Origin of the sequence: Nocardia arthritidis, from assembly GCF_011801145.1 — a bacterium.
GTDB lineage: Bacteria > Actinomycetota > Actinomycetes > Mycobacteriales > Mycobacteriaceae > Nocardia > Nocardia arthritidis_A.
Genome location: NZ_CP046172.1, coordinates 589,256 through 603,233 on the forward strand (window position 1 = coordinate 589,256; position 13,978 = coordinate 603,233).

Below are 13,978 nucleotides of genomic sequence, written 5' to 3' on the forward strand. Positions count from 1 at the left end.
CTGTACCAAGCAAATGCTTGGTTGTATAGTGACCGGTGTGACCGCACCAGACGCCTCGAAATCAGCTCGGCGCAACGAACTGCTCGCGCTGGCGGCCGAACTCTTCGCCGAACGGGGATTGCGCGCCACCACCGTGCGCGATATCGCCGACGCGGCCGGGATTCTATCGGGGAGCCTCTACCACCACTTCGATTCCAAGGAGTCGATGGTCGACGAGATCCTGCGCGGTTTCCTCGACGACCTCTTCGGCCGGTACCGGGAGATCGTCGCGTCGGGGCTCAGCTCACGAGATACGTTGGAGGCCTTGGTAACCGCCTCCTACGAATCCTTCGACCGCTTCCACGCCGCCGTCGCCATCTACCAGGCCGAGGCCAAGCGGCTGCGCGATGCCGAACGCTTCGCCTACATCGGCGAATACAACCGGGAATTCCGTGAGCTCTGGCATCGCGTGCTTACCAACGGTGTGCGCGACGGCAGCTTCCGGCCGGAACTCGACGTCGAACTGGCCTACCGATTCCTGCGGGACACGGTGTGGGTCGCGGTGCGGTGGTATCAGCCGGGCGGTCCGATCACCGTGCAAAACCTCGCCAAGCAGTACCTGACCATCGTGCTCGACGGACTGACCGTGGGCGCCGAGTAGGAGTTTCGCCATGTCAGCACCATCCGCCCGCCGCCCGTACACCCCGCTGCGGGATGCCTTCGTGATCGATGCGGTGCGCACCCCGGTCGGCAAGCGCGGCGGCGCGCTGGCCGGCGTGCACCCGGCCGATCTCGGGGCGGCGGCGCTGCGAGGTCTGTTGGACCGCAACACCGTTGATCCGATCAACGTCGACGATGTGATCGTCGGCTGCGTCGACAATATCGGTCCGCAGGCGGGCAATATCGGTCGCACGGCATGGCTGGCCGCCGGGTACCCCGAGGAGGTGCCCGGCGTCACCGTCGACCGGCAGTGCGGATCCTCGCAGCAGGCAATCACTTTCGGCGCGCAGGCGATCATGAGCGGCACCGCGGAGGTGATCGTCGCCGGTGGTGTGCAGAATATGAGCGCCATCCCGATCTCCGCCGCCATGCTCGCGGGCCGGGAGTACGGATTCGATTCTCCGTTCGTCGGTTCGGCGGGCTGGGATCACCGCTACGGCACCGGGGAGGTGTCCCAGTTCCGCGGCGCGCAGCTGATCGCCGAGAAGTGGGGTATCAGCCGGGAAGATATGGAGCGCTGGGCTTTACGCAGCCATGAGCGGGCCCGCGCCGCCATCCGGGACGGCCGATTCGACCGGGAGATCGTGCCGGTCGGCGATTTCTGGATCGATCAGGGGCCGCGCGAGACCAGCATGGCGAAGATGGCGTCGCTGCCTCCGCTGGCCGAGGACAGCCCGCTGACCGCCGCGGTGGCCAGCCAGATCTCCGATGGGGCGAGCGCGACCCTGCTCGCCTCGGAATGGGCGGTGGCCGAATACGGTTTGACGCCGCGGGCGCGCATCCATCACGTGAGCGCGCGCGGCGCCGATCCGATCATGATGCTCACCGCGCCGATCCCGGCCACCAGGTTCGCCCTCGCGAAAACCGGTCTGACCATTGACGATATCGACGTCGTCGAGATCAACGAGGCCTTCGCGCCGGTGGTGCTCGCCTGGTTGAAGGAGACCGGCGCCGATCCGGACCGGGTGAATGTCAACGGTGGTGCCATCGCGCTCGGTCATCCGCTCGGGGCAACGGGCGCAAAGCTTTTCGCGACGCTGCTCAACGAGCTGGAGCGGGTGAACGGGCGTTACGGCCTGCTGACCATCTGCGAGGGCGGCGGCACGGCCAACGCGACCATCATCGAGCGGTTGGGCTGAATCACTCGGCCGAACCGGCCTTCGCCGCGAGCGATTCGAATACCGCCGCGGTGTGCGATCCCGGTGTCGCGCAGTAGGTGATGATGCGCTGATCGGTATCCGAGACGATGAGCACCTGGCATTCGAAATCGAGTGGGCCGAGTTCGGGATGCCGCACCTGCTTGCGCGTCGTGCGGCGCACCGCGACCTCGTGGTCGGCCCACAGTGCCGCGAATCGCGGTGCCGTGCCGAGCAATTCGGTGACCAGCGCGGACAGTTCCGGATTTCCGGGGTAGCGGGCGTATGCGGCGCGCAGGTCGGCGATCGTCGTGCGGAGGAAGGCGATGGCCTCCTCGTCCTGCCAGTACGGGTCGTCGGCGGGCAGCCGGAACATCCAGCGCACCATATTGCGTTCGTGCCCCGGCACTTTCGCGAGATCGCCGACGAAGGGTATGGCGTAGCGATTCCAGGCCAGGATCTCGTAGGTGGCGTCGACGACGTACGCCGGTACGGTCATCGCGTCGAGCAACGTCCGAACAGACTGTGACACCGTCCGATTCGGGCCCGGCATGGTCGGCGGTTGTTCCCCGGCCATCCGGAAAAGGTATTCGCGCTCGTCGGTGGTGAGTAGCAGCGCCCGCCCGAGTGCGGCCAACACCTGCCTGGACGGTTTCGCGCCGCGAGCCTGCTCCACCCGGATGTAGTAGTCGACCGAAATACCCGCCAGCTGGGCGACTTCCTGCCGCCGCAGCCCCGGCGTGCGGCGGGTGCCGATATCGGGCAGCCCGACATCCGACGGCCGCAGCCGGGCCCGCCGCGCCCGCAGGAAGGCCGCCAGTTCCGCTCGATTCGCCATGCCATCAGTGTGCGACGGCGCGGCGCGGGATGGGTGGTACAGCTTGGACCTCCCTGCGCCGCTCCGGTGCTGTCAGCGTCGATGACATGACGAAAACAGCACTGATCACCGGTGCCAACCGCAGCATCGGATACGAAACCGCCCGGCTACTCGGAGCTCTCGACCACACCGTGCTGGTGGCGGCGCGCGACGCCGAGCGCGGGACCGCGGCCGCCGACAAGTTGCGGGCCGAGGGCGCGGACGCCAGGTTCGTGCGGCTGGACGTCACCGACGCCGATTCGATCGCCGAGGCGGCCACCTTGGTGGACAACGAATTCGGCCAACTCGACGTCCTGGTCAACAATGCCGGGATCCTCGGCATTGTCGAGGGTATCGACCCGCGTCCATCGGCAACCGAGATGGCCACCCTGCGCGAGGTGTTCGAGACGAATGTCTTCGGGGTGGTCGCGGTGACCAACGCGTTTCTGCCGCTGCTGCGCAAGGCCCCGGCCGCGCGAATCGTCAACGTGTCCAGCGAGGTCGGCTCGCTGACCTCGACGATGGACCAGAACGGTCCGCTGTGGCCGATGGCCGCTGTTCCGTATCCGGCGTCGAAAGCCGCGCTGAACATGGTCACCACGGCATACGCCAAGGAACTGTGGGACACACCAATCAAGGTGAATGCCGCGAACCCGGGTTACTGTGCGACGGACTTCAACGGCCACAGCGGATTTCGCACCGCGACGCAGGGCGCCGAGGTGAGCGTGCACCTGGCCACCCTGCCCGCCGACGGTCCGAGCGGGCAGCTCTGGGGCCACCTGTGGGGCGTCGGATCCGGCGACGAGTGCGGGGTGTTGCCCTGGTGACCAGGGTCAATTCGATTGGAGTCCGGTCGCTTTCGGCTCCTGGGAGAGGGCGGCGATCGAGTCGATTCGGGCTACGGCGTCGGCGACGATGCGATCGATCAGCTCCTTACAGGTGGGCAGGTCATCGATGATCCCGGTGACCTGGCCCGCCGCCAGCACGCCGGCCTGCGTATTGCCCTCGACCAGACCGGCTTTCAGCAGCATCGGGGTATTGGCCGCCATGACGACCTGAGACCAGCTGAGATCCTTGGTCTTTCGCATGGCCAGGCCGTCGCGCACCATGGTCGACCACTTCATCCCGGTCAGGCTCTTGAACCTGGCCGCGTTCCCGACGGCCGCGGTCAGGCCACGCCACCGGCCCGAATGCTCCAGGCGCTGCACGAGTTCGGTGTTCAGCACCCGGTGCGGCATACCGTCCACCTTGGTGGAGACCACGGTGTCCTGCAGCCCGCGCCGCAGGTACTCCTGTTTCACCGCGTCGGGCACGGTGCTCTCCCGCGTGAGCAGGAATCGGGTGCCCATCGCGACACCCGCCGCGCCGTACGCCAATGCGGCGGCCAGCCCGCGTCCGTCGAAGAACCCGCCCGCGGCGATCACCGGAATATCGACCGCGTCCAGCACCGACGGCAGCAGCAGCGTGGTGGCCACCGGACCGGTGTGCCCGCCGCCCTCGCCGCCCTGGACCAGCACCGCGTCCGCACCCCACGACGCAACCTTCACCGCGTGCTTGGCCGCGCCGATGGATGGAATCACCACCACCCCGGCGTCTTTCAGCTTGGCGATCAGCTCCTGCTTGGGAGCCAGCGCGAACGACGCCACCGCGACTCGCTCACGGATCAGCAGGTCGATACGCGCGCCGGCGTCCGAGGCGTCGGCGCGGATATTCACCCCGAACGGTTTCGCGGTGTGCGCCTTGGTTTTCGCGATCGCCGCCTCGAGTTCGGCGTAGGTCATGGTGGCCGAGGCCAGAATGCCGAGCCCACCCGCCTCCGCAGTGGCCGAGACCAGATTCGGTCCGGCCACCCAGCCCATACCGGTCTGCACGATCGGATATTCGATGCCGATCAGATCGGTCAGCGCGGTGCGCAATACGGTCATGCCGGTACCTCGCTCTCCCGAATCCGCCTGGGGTCGAGCACATCCCGGATGAGCCGTAACTCCTCGGCGGTCGGCGTCCGCGTCGGGCCCGCGGTATCGAGCCCGGCGATCTCGAACGAGGTCTGCTCGGCGACCTCCGCCGCGGTGACGCCGGGATGCAGGCTGCGTGCCCGCATGGTGTGCCCAGGTCCCTCGAAATCGAAGACGCCCAGATTGGTCACCACCCGGTGCAGGTGCAGGAACCGGAAGGCGGGATTGTCCGGATCCACCTTGTCGTAACCGACGCCGGAGACGATATCGACCGATTCGCAGAACACCCGCCTGCTGTGCCGCGAAACCCAGTAGCTGGTCGCATGATTCATGGTGTTACCGGGCGCGCCGCGCACGCCGAACATCTGCCGGGTAGGCCGTTGTAGCGGTCCGAACGCGGACAGGTTCTGATTGCCGTACCGGTCGATCTGGTTCGCGCCCATCACCACGTGCCGCCGTCCCGATGCGACGACGTCGAATACTCGCCGGAACGGAATCCAGCCCTCTATCGGCGCTTTTCCGCCCAACGGTGGCGTTTCGGCGAAGAACAGCGCCTCACCGTCGGAGAGCAGCAGGTCGGGCTCGGTGGTCAGCTTGGCGAGGCGCGCACCGATGGTGGCCATCGGCGACATCGGGCTGGCCATGATTTCGCCTGCGCCGCTGAATATTTCGGCGCATGCGACGGCGCACACCTCGGCTCGGGTAATGGTGTCGTTCGTCATTTCGCGCTCTCCTGGCCGAATTCCCGGACGGCGGCCTGGTATTCGTCCTCGGAGACCGCCAGGTATTTGTCGACGAACTGTTGCCATGTCTCCGGCGTTCGGGCCGCGTCGACATAGTGCCGCTGGAACTTCTCGTCGCGCCCGTAGCTCTCGCCCGCCAGCGTGAAATGCGCGCCGCCGGGGGCATCGACCACGCCGTCCACCATCATGCGGTTTAGCAGCAGCGACTGCAGCGGAACGGTTTTCACCAACTCATCGGTATCAACGATCCGCTCCACCGAGAGGTATCGGCGCTCGGCGGCCAGGCAGTAGAGATCGTCGAAGTACGGGTCGACGCCGGTGTACGCGGCATTCCCATGCCGATCTCCGATATTCAAATGCACAAGCGCCGCATCGAGATTCAGCGCGGGCATGGCGATCGACGTCTCGGTCCGGCCGTCGGGTCCCGGATACGGCGAATCGACGGTCTTCAGCTCGCCCTCCCAGAAATTCACCACATCGGAGCCGAGCCCGGCCCGGATCGGCAGGAACGGCAGCCGTGCCGCGGCGGCCTCCAGCCCGCATTTGAGCATGCCCTCGTCCATCTCCCGCGCGGTCAGCGCGCCCGAGGTGCGTGCCTTGGCGAACCACGGATCGTAGAACGGCGCCGAATCCAGTGATACGAAGCCGTAATACGCCTTGCGCACCTTTCCGGCCGAGCACAGCAGACCCAGATCGGGGCCGCCGTAGCTGACCACCGTCAGGTCGGTGATATCCGAGCGCAGGATGGCTCGCACCAGCGCCATCGGCTTGCGCCGGGAACCCCAACCGCCGATGCCGATGGTCATGCCGCTGCGCAGCTCGCCGACCACCTCGTCCAGCGACATTCGCTTGTCCCGCATGGAATTACTCCCCTCCCCGGCGCGCGGCCAGATCGTCGTCGAACCGGGCCCGGATCTCGTCGGCTACCCCGGCCAGGTTGAGTTCGAAGGTGAATCCCTGTTCGTACCGGTAACTCCGATGCACGTCCTGCCCGTCGATACCGTTGAGCGCGCGTTTGGCGGCCCGGATCACCCGCCCGTCCTTGGCGGCGATATTCTTCGCGACTTCCAGTGCGGCGGCGTCCAATTCGGCGCGCGGCACCACCTGGTAGACCGAGCCGAACTCCCGCAGCTGCTGCGCGGTGATGGTGCTCGCGGTGTAGTACAGCGCTCGCATCAGATGCTGGGGGACCAGTCGCGACAGATGCGTCGCCGCGCCGAGCGCGCCGCGATCCACCTCGGGCACCCCGAAAGTGGCGTCGTCCGAGGCGATCACGATATCGGCATTGCCGACCAGCCCGATGCCCCCGCCGAGGCAGAATCCGTGCACCGCCGCGATCACCGGAACTTGGCAGTCGTACACCGCCGAAAATGCCTCGAAGCAGCCGTGATTCGCATCGATCAGCGCCTGGTGGCCAGGCTTGCGCTGGATCTCCTTGATATCGACCCCGGCGTTGAAACCGCGATTCTCCGCCCGCAGCACCACGACTCGGGTCTGCGGATCCCGCCCGCCGGCGCGGATGGCGTCGGCGAGCTCGAACCAGCCCTCCGACGGAATGGCGTTGACCGGCGGGTAATCCACCGTGACCACGGTGATGCCGGTTGACTCGGAGTGGCGGCTGATCCCCATCGCGTGTCCCATCGTGAGCGCCGGATCGCACCGGCACATTGGCAAAGCAAGCAGTTGCTTGGTAGGTTAACACGGTGGCGCTCGAAATCGATCTGTCCGGCCGCATCGTCCTGGTCACCGGCGGCGTGCGCGGTGTGGGTGCCGGGGTGAGCCGCACCTTTCTCGCCGCGGGCGCGACCGTCATCGCCTGCGCCCGCAGGCCCGCCGACCAGCCGGTGACGAGCGGGGACCGCGCCATCGAATACCGGCACTGCGACGTGCGCGACGCCGACGCGGTGCGCGCCATGATCGACGACGTCGTCGCGCGGCACGGCCGCATCGATCACCTGGTGAACAATGCGGGCGGTGCGCCCTTCGCACTCGCCGCCGCCGCGAGCGCGAATTTCCACGCCAAGATCGTCGAGCTGAATCTGCTTGCGCCACTGCTGGTTTCGCAGTCCGCAAATGCGGTCATGCAGCGGCAGGACGACGGCGGCACCATCGTGAACATCTCCAGCGTCAGCGGCCATCGCGCGTCGCCGGGCACCGCGGCCTACGGCGCGGCCAAGGCCGGAGTGGACAGCCTCACCGCCTCGCTCGCCGTCGAATGGGCGCCGAAGGTCCGGATCAACTCGCTCGTCGTCGGCCCGGTCGATACCGAGCTCAGCCATCTGCACTACGGGGATCAGGCGGGCGTCGACGCGGTGGGCGCGACCATTCCGCTCGGCAGGCTGGCCGCCCCCGACGATATCGGCCGCTGCGCCGTCTTCCTCGCCTCACCGCTGGCCGCCTACGTCAGCGGCGCGACGCTGCTCGTACACGGCGGTGGCGAACGCCCGGCATTCCTCGCGGCCGCCAACGCGGAACACGATTGAACCGACGAACAGGATGAATATGGACAACCGGATCTGCGCGGGCCGCACGGTCATCGTCACCGGGGCGGGCCGAGGGATCGGCCGCGCGCACGCGCTGGCCTTCGCCGCGGCGGGCGCCGGCGTCGTTGTCAACGATCTCGGCTCGGCCCTCGACGGCGCCGGACAGAGCGCGTCACCGGCCGAGCAGGTGGTGGCGGAGATCACCGCGCTCGGCGGCCGGGCCGTCGCCAACGGTGACGACGTCGCGGACTGGGAGGGCGCGCGACGGCTGATCCACCAGGCCGTCGACACCTTCGGCGGGCTGGACGTGCTGGTCAACAATGCCGGATTCGTGCGCGACCGGATGCTGGTCAACCTCGGCGAGGAGGAATGGGACGCGGTGATCCGGGTCCACCTCAAGGGCCATTTCGTCACGATGCGGCACGCCATCGAATACTGGCGCGGCGAGGCGAAGGCCGGGCGCCCGGTCGACGCACGCGTCATCAACACCAGCTCCGGCGCCGGCCTGCAGGGCAGCGTCGGGCAGGCCAATTACGGTGCTGCCAAGGCCGGTATCGCGGGCCTCACCCTCACCGCCGCCGCCGAGTTCGCCCGCTACGGGGTCACCGTCAACGCCATCGCGCCCGCGGCGCGCACCAGGATGACCGAAACCGTCTTCGCCGAAACCATGGCCGCGCCGGACTCGGGATTCGATGCCATGGCGCCGGAAAACATCTCCCCTTTGGTGGTCTGGCTGGGCAGCGCGGAATCCGCCGGTGTGACGGGGCGCATGTTCGAGGTGGAGGGCGGCAAGGTCGCGCTGGCCGACGGCTGGCGGCACGGCGTCGCGGTAGATCGCGGCGCGCGCTGGGATCCGGCCGCATTAGGCCCGGTAGTTGCCGACTTGATAGCCAAGGCGGTGCCGCAGGAACCCGTCTATGGGGCGTGACATACCCGTCAATGGGGCGTGACGTTCGACCATCCCCCTGCACAGGTCGATAGCTGGCGCATATTATGGGGCTTCCGTCCGTGAAAGTCCCGGATGAGAGTGGCGACCGGGCTTGTAGAGATCTGCGCTGTATCCAAAGGATGAAGGGGAAGGCTGGCGCATGGCCGTTGGTCGCACATTACGCGTGGTGGCAGTAGCTGGGGCTGTTGCCGGTATCACGCTGCTCGGCCCGGCGCCGGCCCAGGCGAGAGATTCCGACTCCTGCCCCGGCTGTACCGCCGCCGATCAAGACTTCGGTTCCAATGATCCGAATGCTCGAATTCCGCTGGTGCCCGCCGAACCCGCCGCGGGGCAGGTAGGTGCGGTCGCCGGTCCCGGTTCGGCCGCCGGATCCGCCGCGGCCGGGTCCGCCGCCGCTGGTTCCGCGGGTGTCGGCGCGTTGCTCGGCACCGGCTCTGCCGGGCTCGGCTCCGCCGTCGGCACGGGTTCCGCGGCCGTTGGCACGGGTTCGGCAGCGGTCGGTTCGGCAGCGGGCACCGGTTCCGCCGCCGTCGGTTCGGCCGGTGCGGGCGTACTCGGAACGGTGCTGGGCACCGGTTCTGCCGCTGTGGGCACGGGTTCGGCAGCGGTCGGTTCCGCCGGTGTCGGTTCCGCCGGAGTTGGTTCCGCCGGTGTGGGTTCGGCCGGAGTCGGTTCGGCTGGAGTCGGTTCGGCCGGTGTCGGTTCCGCGGGCGTCGGTTCGGCCGGAGTCGGTTCTGCCGCAACGGGTTCCGCCGCGGTCGGTTCCGCGGCCGTCGGCTCGGCCATGGCCCCGCTCCTGCTGTTGCTCATCCCGCTGCCCACCGCGCCTACCCCGCCGGTGCCCGCGGCTCCATTGATCATCCCGCCCGCACCGGCCGCCCCGGCGTTACCGCCGGTGCCCGCGCTGCCGATCCCGGCCGCGGCCCCTCCGCCGCCACCGGCGCCGCCCGCGCCCGCGCCGCCTCCGCCGCCCGCGCCACCGGCGGCCGCACCCGCCGCGCCCGCTCAGCCGAATCCGAACGTTCGCCCCACCGCGGCCGACGACGTGCTGCCCAAACCGCAGCTGCTGTCGGTGATCGGCGGCCTGGTCGCGCTCGCACTGGCCGGAATCGGTTCCGGCGCGGTCAGTTTCCAGGGTGCCGCCGCGGCCCAGGCCCGAGTGGATGCCGCACGAGCCGCATTCTTCCCGAGGGCATGAGGGGGCGACGACCATCATGAGTAGCGAGAGCAGGGCGCACAGCGGCATCCGGTCGTACCGCCGGGTGGCCGCCGCGGTGGACGCGGTGTGCGCGGTCGCCGCCGACTTCGACGCGACCACCCTCGACGAGGTCGTCGCGGCCATCGCGAGCGAGCGCCACCGCCAGATCGAAATCGCGAGCGCTCAACTGGGTCCCGGCGTCTGCGGCCAGCGCAGGTTCTATCCGGACAAGGATGTGATCGTGCTCGCGCAGGCGCTGCCGAGCCGCGAGCACACCCTCGCGCACGAACTGGGCCACATCGTCTTCGATCACGAGGGCGCGCCCGCGCCGGAGGTGACGCTGGAGGCCAGCGACGACCTGATCGCCTACATGCTGAGCCAGCGCGCGCATCAGCAGATCTTCGACGACGGCGAGGACGAACTGGCCGAATGGGAGGCCGAGACCTTCGCCGCCATGCTGATGACCCGACTTCGCGTATTCAACAGCCGGGGCGCAGGCGTCTCGGTCCTTCGATTCGATGAGGCCCTCGGATGACCTTCTGGTTGACGGCTCTGCTGGTCTGGATGGCCGCCGGCGCGCGTGTCGGACGCGTGCTGGTGAAGCCGGCGACGACGGCCCGGGTGGCGATCATCGTCGCGGTGGCGGCGGTGGCGCTCGCCTCGACCGTCGCGGTGCCGGAAGTCGCGGTGGCCGTCGACAATCTGTTGCCACGCGGTGTGCACAATGCCTGGCTCTCCTACGGCGTCGTGGTCTCGGCGTGGATCATCTTCACTACCGCGACCTCGGTGGTGGCCGCCGCGGCCTGGCCGGTGGTCTCGCGCCGCAACCTCGGCCAGATCGCCGCCGTGCTCTATGCCGCGGGCAGCGCCGCCGTCGCGACGACGCTGGCCTGGTCGACGACCTTCGGCTGGGCCATCGTGCTGTTCGGCTGCGTCTTCATCGTGGTGACCGGTCTGCGGAATGTGGCGTGGACCGTGCTCGGTCGCGGTATCGCGATTTACACCACAGGAACCGCACTGGTCGGTTTGCTCGCCGCGCTGCAGATCCGGCGGGCGGCCATCCACGCGCCGCGGCCCAAGCACACTCAGCCGTTCTGGGCCTGGCCCGCGTACGAGATCGCGAGCCTGCTGATCGCGCTCGGCGCCGTGTGGATCGTGGTGGAGCTGTGGCTGCGGGCCCGAATCCTGTTGCGGCAGATCAACGTTCTGCATCAGCTGCTGGTCGGCCGGTTCCCCGAGGTTGTCGCGCACGACCAGACCGGAACCTCGACGCAGCTGAAGGCGTCGGATCAGGTGGCGCAGATCATGGACGCGCTCTACCTGCAGTCGGGCGGTGGCGTCGTGCTCGCCGAGGTGGGCGCCCCGCCCGCCTCGGTGGCCGACCGAGCCGACCGGGTGGCCCAGTGGGCCAGGGACCCGTTGGGCGATGTGGTGGTGGACGCCCGCTGGATCGCGCCGCCGGAGGGCATCAGCCCGCGCGGCTGGGTTCAGGCGATTGCCCGGGCCTACGAGTTGACCGCGGACACCGCGGTGCGGAATTGATAGATCCGGTTCGCTGGGCCCGCATTTCGTCACCCCGGATCGGCGGGATGCCGACCTTCTTCGGAAGGGCGATGAACCACTCGGGGACGTATCCGATGTGTTACCCGAGCGTTCATGTAAAACTGCCGACCGGTTTCTTGTAGTTCCGGATTGGAATCACGTCGCGCCGAATGTACTTGCGCACCCGGCAAACCGATCGGTACAAAGTTAGTGGCCCCTAATTTTCGGGGCGCCGCACCGCCTTTGGATAGGCAGGTTTCAGCGCCGCCGGAGCCCGATAACCGTGCTCGATCGCCTTCGAAAGGCGTCCCCCATAACGCAGTACAGCACGACCGGGCGGTCGCACTGTACTGCGTCGGACGTGAACCTACTCCGTACCGTCCGGAGGAATTTCGGGCAAGCCTTCGCTCGCACGCAACTTCTCCGCCATGGAGGTGAGCAGGTTCTGAGATTCTTCGGACAGGTCGAACGCTCTACTCGACAGCCGTCTGAGTCCATAGCCCTGCAGCTGGGACAACAGCTCAAGATCGTGATCGATCTTGGCGGCATAGATGTCGTTGAAGAAGTAGTCCGGCTTGACCTTGAAGAACTTCGCCAGGGCGGCCACCGTCTCGTCGGACGGGTTGGTCCGCTGTCCCGACCGCAACTGGGACAGGTACGGTTTCGAGATCGGATGTCCGGAGGCCGTCAGCGCAGCCGCAACCTCCGCGTTGGTGTGCGGCTTGCGCCCCGGGGGATGCACGGTTTCGAACAGCTTGTTCAGCCGCGCCGCGAAATCAGCCATTGTGAGCCGCCCAATTCCCTTCGCTGTACTAACAGTCGTTATCTCGGATACGTATCATTGATATTAGCGGCTCAGTAACTGAAAACCTACGCCTGTTTCCGGATTTCCTTGAAGCTTCTAGGTGCCGCTCCGTGGAAGGCACAGCGACGGCAGTGTTTGCGGGTCACCCCAACGGCTCTGGTGGAGAGGGGGTACGGCGCGGTTCTGGCCCGTCGCAAGGGTCTTCCTCGTCAAGTCAATGATAGCCGAAAGATAGCTGACGTCTCATCTACTGCTCTGTACCTGCGATTGTGTGGCGTACGACACGTTTTGCCGCCTCTGGGATGAACGTTCAACCTCGGGAAGGTTACGTCCGGACCGGGCCGCCGACGCCCGTCGGCGGCCCGGAATTGGACGAACGACGCTACAACCGCTCGATGATCGTGCCGGTCGCGAGCGCGCCACCGGCGCACATGAGCACCATCGCGATACCGCGATCGGTTCGCTCCAGTTCGTGCAGTGCGGTGGTGATGAGCCGAGATCCGGTGGAGCCGACGGGATGTCCGAGCGCGATTGCTCCGCCATTGACATTTACCCGGTCCATGTCCGGTTTGTGGACAGCGGCCCAGGAAAGTGGCACCGATGCGAATGCCTCGTTGATCTCGAAAAGGTCGATGTCTCCCATATTCATTCCGGAACGTTCCAGCAGTCGAGTGGTGGCCTGGACCGGACCGTCGAGATGGAACTCCGGCTCCGAGCCGACGAGGCACTGCGCGACGATTCGGGCGCGCGGCCGTAAACCCGCTCGGCGCGCGGCGTTTTCGTCCATCAGCAGCACCGCGGCCGCGCCGTCGGAGATCTGCGATGAACTGCCCGCCGTATGCACGCCGCCCTCCAGCACCGGCTTCAGCTTCGCCAGGCCCTCGACGGTGGTCTCGCGCAGGCCCTGATCCCTTGTCACCTCCAGCTTTTCGCCGGTGAGGTTGCCCTCCTTGTCGACGGCGGGCGCGGCGACGGTCAGTACCTCACGGTCGAATCTGCCCTCGGCCCATGCCTGACCGGCCAGCCGCTGTGAACGGGCGCCGAACTCGTCGACATCGGCGCGAGTGATGCCGCGCCGCTTGGCGATTCGTTCCGCCGCCTCGAACTGATTGGGCAGATCGATGCTCCACGAGGCGGGTCTGCGCGGTCCGGCGTGCTCGCCGACATTGGCGCCCAACGGAACTCGGCTCATCGCCTCGACGCCGCAGGCGATGCCGACCTCGATGGCGCCCGCGGCGATCAGACCGGCGATCAAATGGTTGGCCTGCTGCGCCGAGCCGCACTGTGCGTCGATGGTGGTCGCGCCGACCTGCCATGGCAGTCCGGCGTGCAGCCACGCCACCCGGGTGACGTTGTTGGACTGCTCGCCCGCCTGGGTGACGCAGCCGCCGATGACCTGTTCGACCGTTGCCGGATCGAGGTGTGCGCGCTCGAGCAGTCCGCGCAGGGCCGCGCCGAGCAGTTCGGTGGCGTGCAGGCCCGACAGCCAGCCGCCGCGCTTGCCGATGGGGGTGCGCGCTGCCTCGACGATGACGGGTGTGCCCATCTCCAACCTTTCCCTAGGGAGCTAAAAATGGAACGAGTTCAGTCGTCTTGATCGAGCCGAATCACT

General features: G+C 67.6%; 15 protein-coding genes. 8 read left to right on the forward strand and 7 right to left on the reverse strand.

All coding sequences use genetic code 11. The features are described 5' to 3' along the window. Positions 1 to 13: 13 nt before the first annotated feature. Together F5544_RS02765 and F5544_RS02770 are read left to right on the forward strand one after the other, a co-directional pair. Positions 14 to 640, forward strand: a complete 627-nt coding sequence (locus F5544_RS02765; protein ID WP_167471704.1) for a TetR/AcrR family transcriptional regulator — start codon at positions 14 to 16, stop codon at positions 638 to 640. 10 nt (positions 641 to 650) lie between these two features. Then, positions 651 to 1,838 (forward strand): acetyl-CoA C-acetyltransferase, encoded by a 1,188-nt coding sequence (locus tag F5544_RS02770; RefSeq protein ID WP_428847112.1) that lies wholly within the window; start codon positions 651 to 653, stop codon positions 1,836 to 1,838. Between the two features lies 1 nt (position 1,839). Here the strand turns inward: F5544_RS02770 and F5544_RS02775 are convergent, their stop codons facing one another. Beyond that, complete coding sequence (locus tag F5544_RS02775) at positions 1,840 to 2,673, reverse strand: helix-turn-helix transcriptional regulator (protein WP_167471705.1); 834 nt, start codon at positions 2,671 to 2,673, stop codon at positions 1,840 to 1,842. An 86-nt stretch (positions 2,674 to 2,759) separates the two neighbouring features. On the opposite strand from F5544_RS02775, the gene F5544_RS02780 reads away from it, so the two are divergent. After that, the gene (locus F5544_RS02780) at positions 2,760 to 3,518 is read left to right on the forward strand and encodes an SDR family oxidoreductase (RefSeq protein ID WP_167471706.1); all 759 of its coding nucleotides are present in this window, start codon (positions 2,760 to 2,762) and stop codon (positions 3,516 to 3,518) included. Between the two features lie 6 nt (positions 3,519 to 3,524). On the opposite strand, the gene F5544_RS02785 is transcribed toward F5544_RS02780, so the two are convergent. From F5544_RS02785 to F5544_RS02800, 4 genes are read right to left on the reverse strand one after another with little or no spacing between them, the layout of a single operon-like run. Beyond that, positions 3,525 to 4,616 (reverse strand): NAD(P)H-dependent flavin oxidoreductase, encoded by a 1,092-nt coding sequence (locus F5544_RS02785; RefSeq protein ID WP_167471707.1) that lies wholly within the window; start codon positions 4,614 to 4,616, stop codon positions 3,525 to 3,527. After that, the gene (locus F5544_RS02790; RefSeq protein WP_167471708.1) at positions 4,613 to 5,368 is read right to left on the reverse strand and encodes a CoA-transferase subunit beta; all 756 of its coding nucleotides are present in this window, start codon (positions 5,366 to 5,368) and stop codon (positions 4,613 to 4,615) included. Before F5544_RS02790 ends, F5544_RS02785 begins: the two co-directional genes overlap by 4 nt. Beyond that, positions 5,365 to 6,249, reverse strand: coding sequence for a CoA transferase subunit A (locus F5544_RS02795; protein ID WP_194252461.1), 885 nt, complete (start codon positions 6,247 to 6,249; stop codon positions 5,365 to 5,367). The genes F5544_RS02790 and F5544_RS02795 overlap by 4 nt, the downstream gene beginning before the upstream one ends. 4 nt (positions 6,250 to 6,253) lie before the next feature. After that, the gene (locus F5544_RS02800) at positions 6,254 to 7,018 is read right to left on the reverse strand and encodes an enoyl-CoA hydratase family protein (RefSeq protein WP_167471709.1); all 765 of its coding nucleotides are present in this window, start codon (positions 7,016 to 7,018) and stop codon (positions 6,254 to 6,256) included. A gap of 74 nt (positions 7,019 to 7,092) precedes the next feature. On the opposite strand from F5544_RS02800, the gene F5544_RS02805 reads away from it, so the two are divergent. The 5 genes from F5544_RS02805 (at position 7,093) to F5544_RS02825 (ending at position 11,561) form a co-directional block, all read left to right on the forward strand. Beyond that, a complete protein-coding gene (locus F5544_RS02805) occupies positions 7,093 to 7,872 on the forward strand; it encodes an SDR family oxidoreductase (RefSeq protein WP_167471710.1) in 780 nt (259 codons plus the stop codon). A gap of 19 nt (positions 7,873 to 7,891) precedes the next feature. Further along, a complete protein-coding gene (locus tag F5544_RS02810) occupies positions 7,892 to 8,800 on the forward strand; it encodes an SDR family oxidoreductase (protein ID WP_167471711.1) in 909 nt (302 codons plus the stop codon). Between the two features lie 187 nt (positions 8,801 to 8,987). Continuing rightward, a complete protein-coding gene (locus tag F5544_RS02815) occupies positions 8,988 to 10,019 on the forward strand; it encodes a hypothetical protein (protein WP_167471712.1) in 1,032 nt (343 codons plus the stop codon). Positions 10,020 to 10,035: 16 nt separating this feature from the next. Continuing rightward, positions 10,036 to 10,554: an ImmA/IrrE family metallo-endopeptidase gene (locus tag F5544_RS02820; protein WP_167471713.1), complete on the forward strand. Its 519-nt coding sequence runs from the start codon at positions 10,036 to 10,038 to the stop codon at positions 10,552 to 10,554. After that, positions 10,551 to 11,561, forward strand: coding sequence for a hypothetical protein (locus F5544_RS02825; protein ID WP_167471714.1), 1,011 nt, complete (start codon positions 10,551 to 10,553; stop codon positions 11,559 to 11,561). Before F5544_RS02820 ends, F5544_RS02825 begins: the two co-directional genes overlap by 4 nt. Before the next feature lie 367 nt (positions 11,562 to 11,928). Here the strand turns inward: F5544_RS02825 and F5544_RS02830 are convergent, their stop codons facing one another. Together F5544_RS02830 and F5544_RS02835 are read right to left on the reverse strand one after the other, a co-directional pair. Then, a complete protein-coding gene (locus tag F5544_RS02830; RefSeq protein WP_011207048.1) occupies positions 11,929 to 12,345 on the reverse strand; it encodes a helix-turn-helix domain-containing protein in 417 nt (138 codons plus the stop codon). A gap of 403 nt (positions 12,346 to 12,748) precedes the next feature. Further along, positions 12,749 to 13,912: a steroid 3-ketoacyl-CoA thiolase gene (locus F5544_RS02835; RefSeq protein ID WP_167471715.1), complete on the reverse strand. Its 1,164-nt coding sequence runs from the start codon at positions 13,910 to 13,912 to the stop codon at positions 12,749 to 12,751. Positions 13,913 to 13,978: the final 66 nt, after the last annotated feature.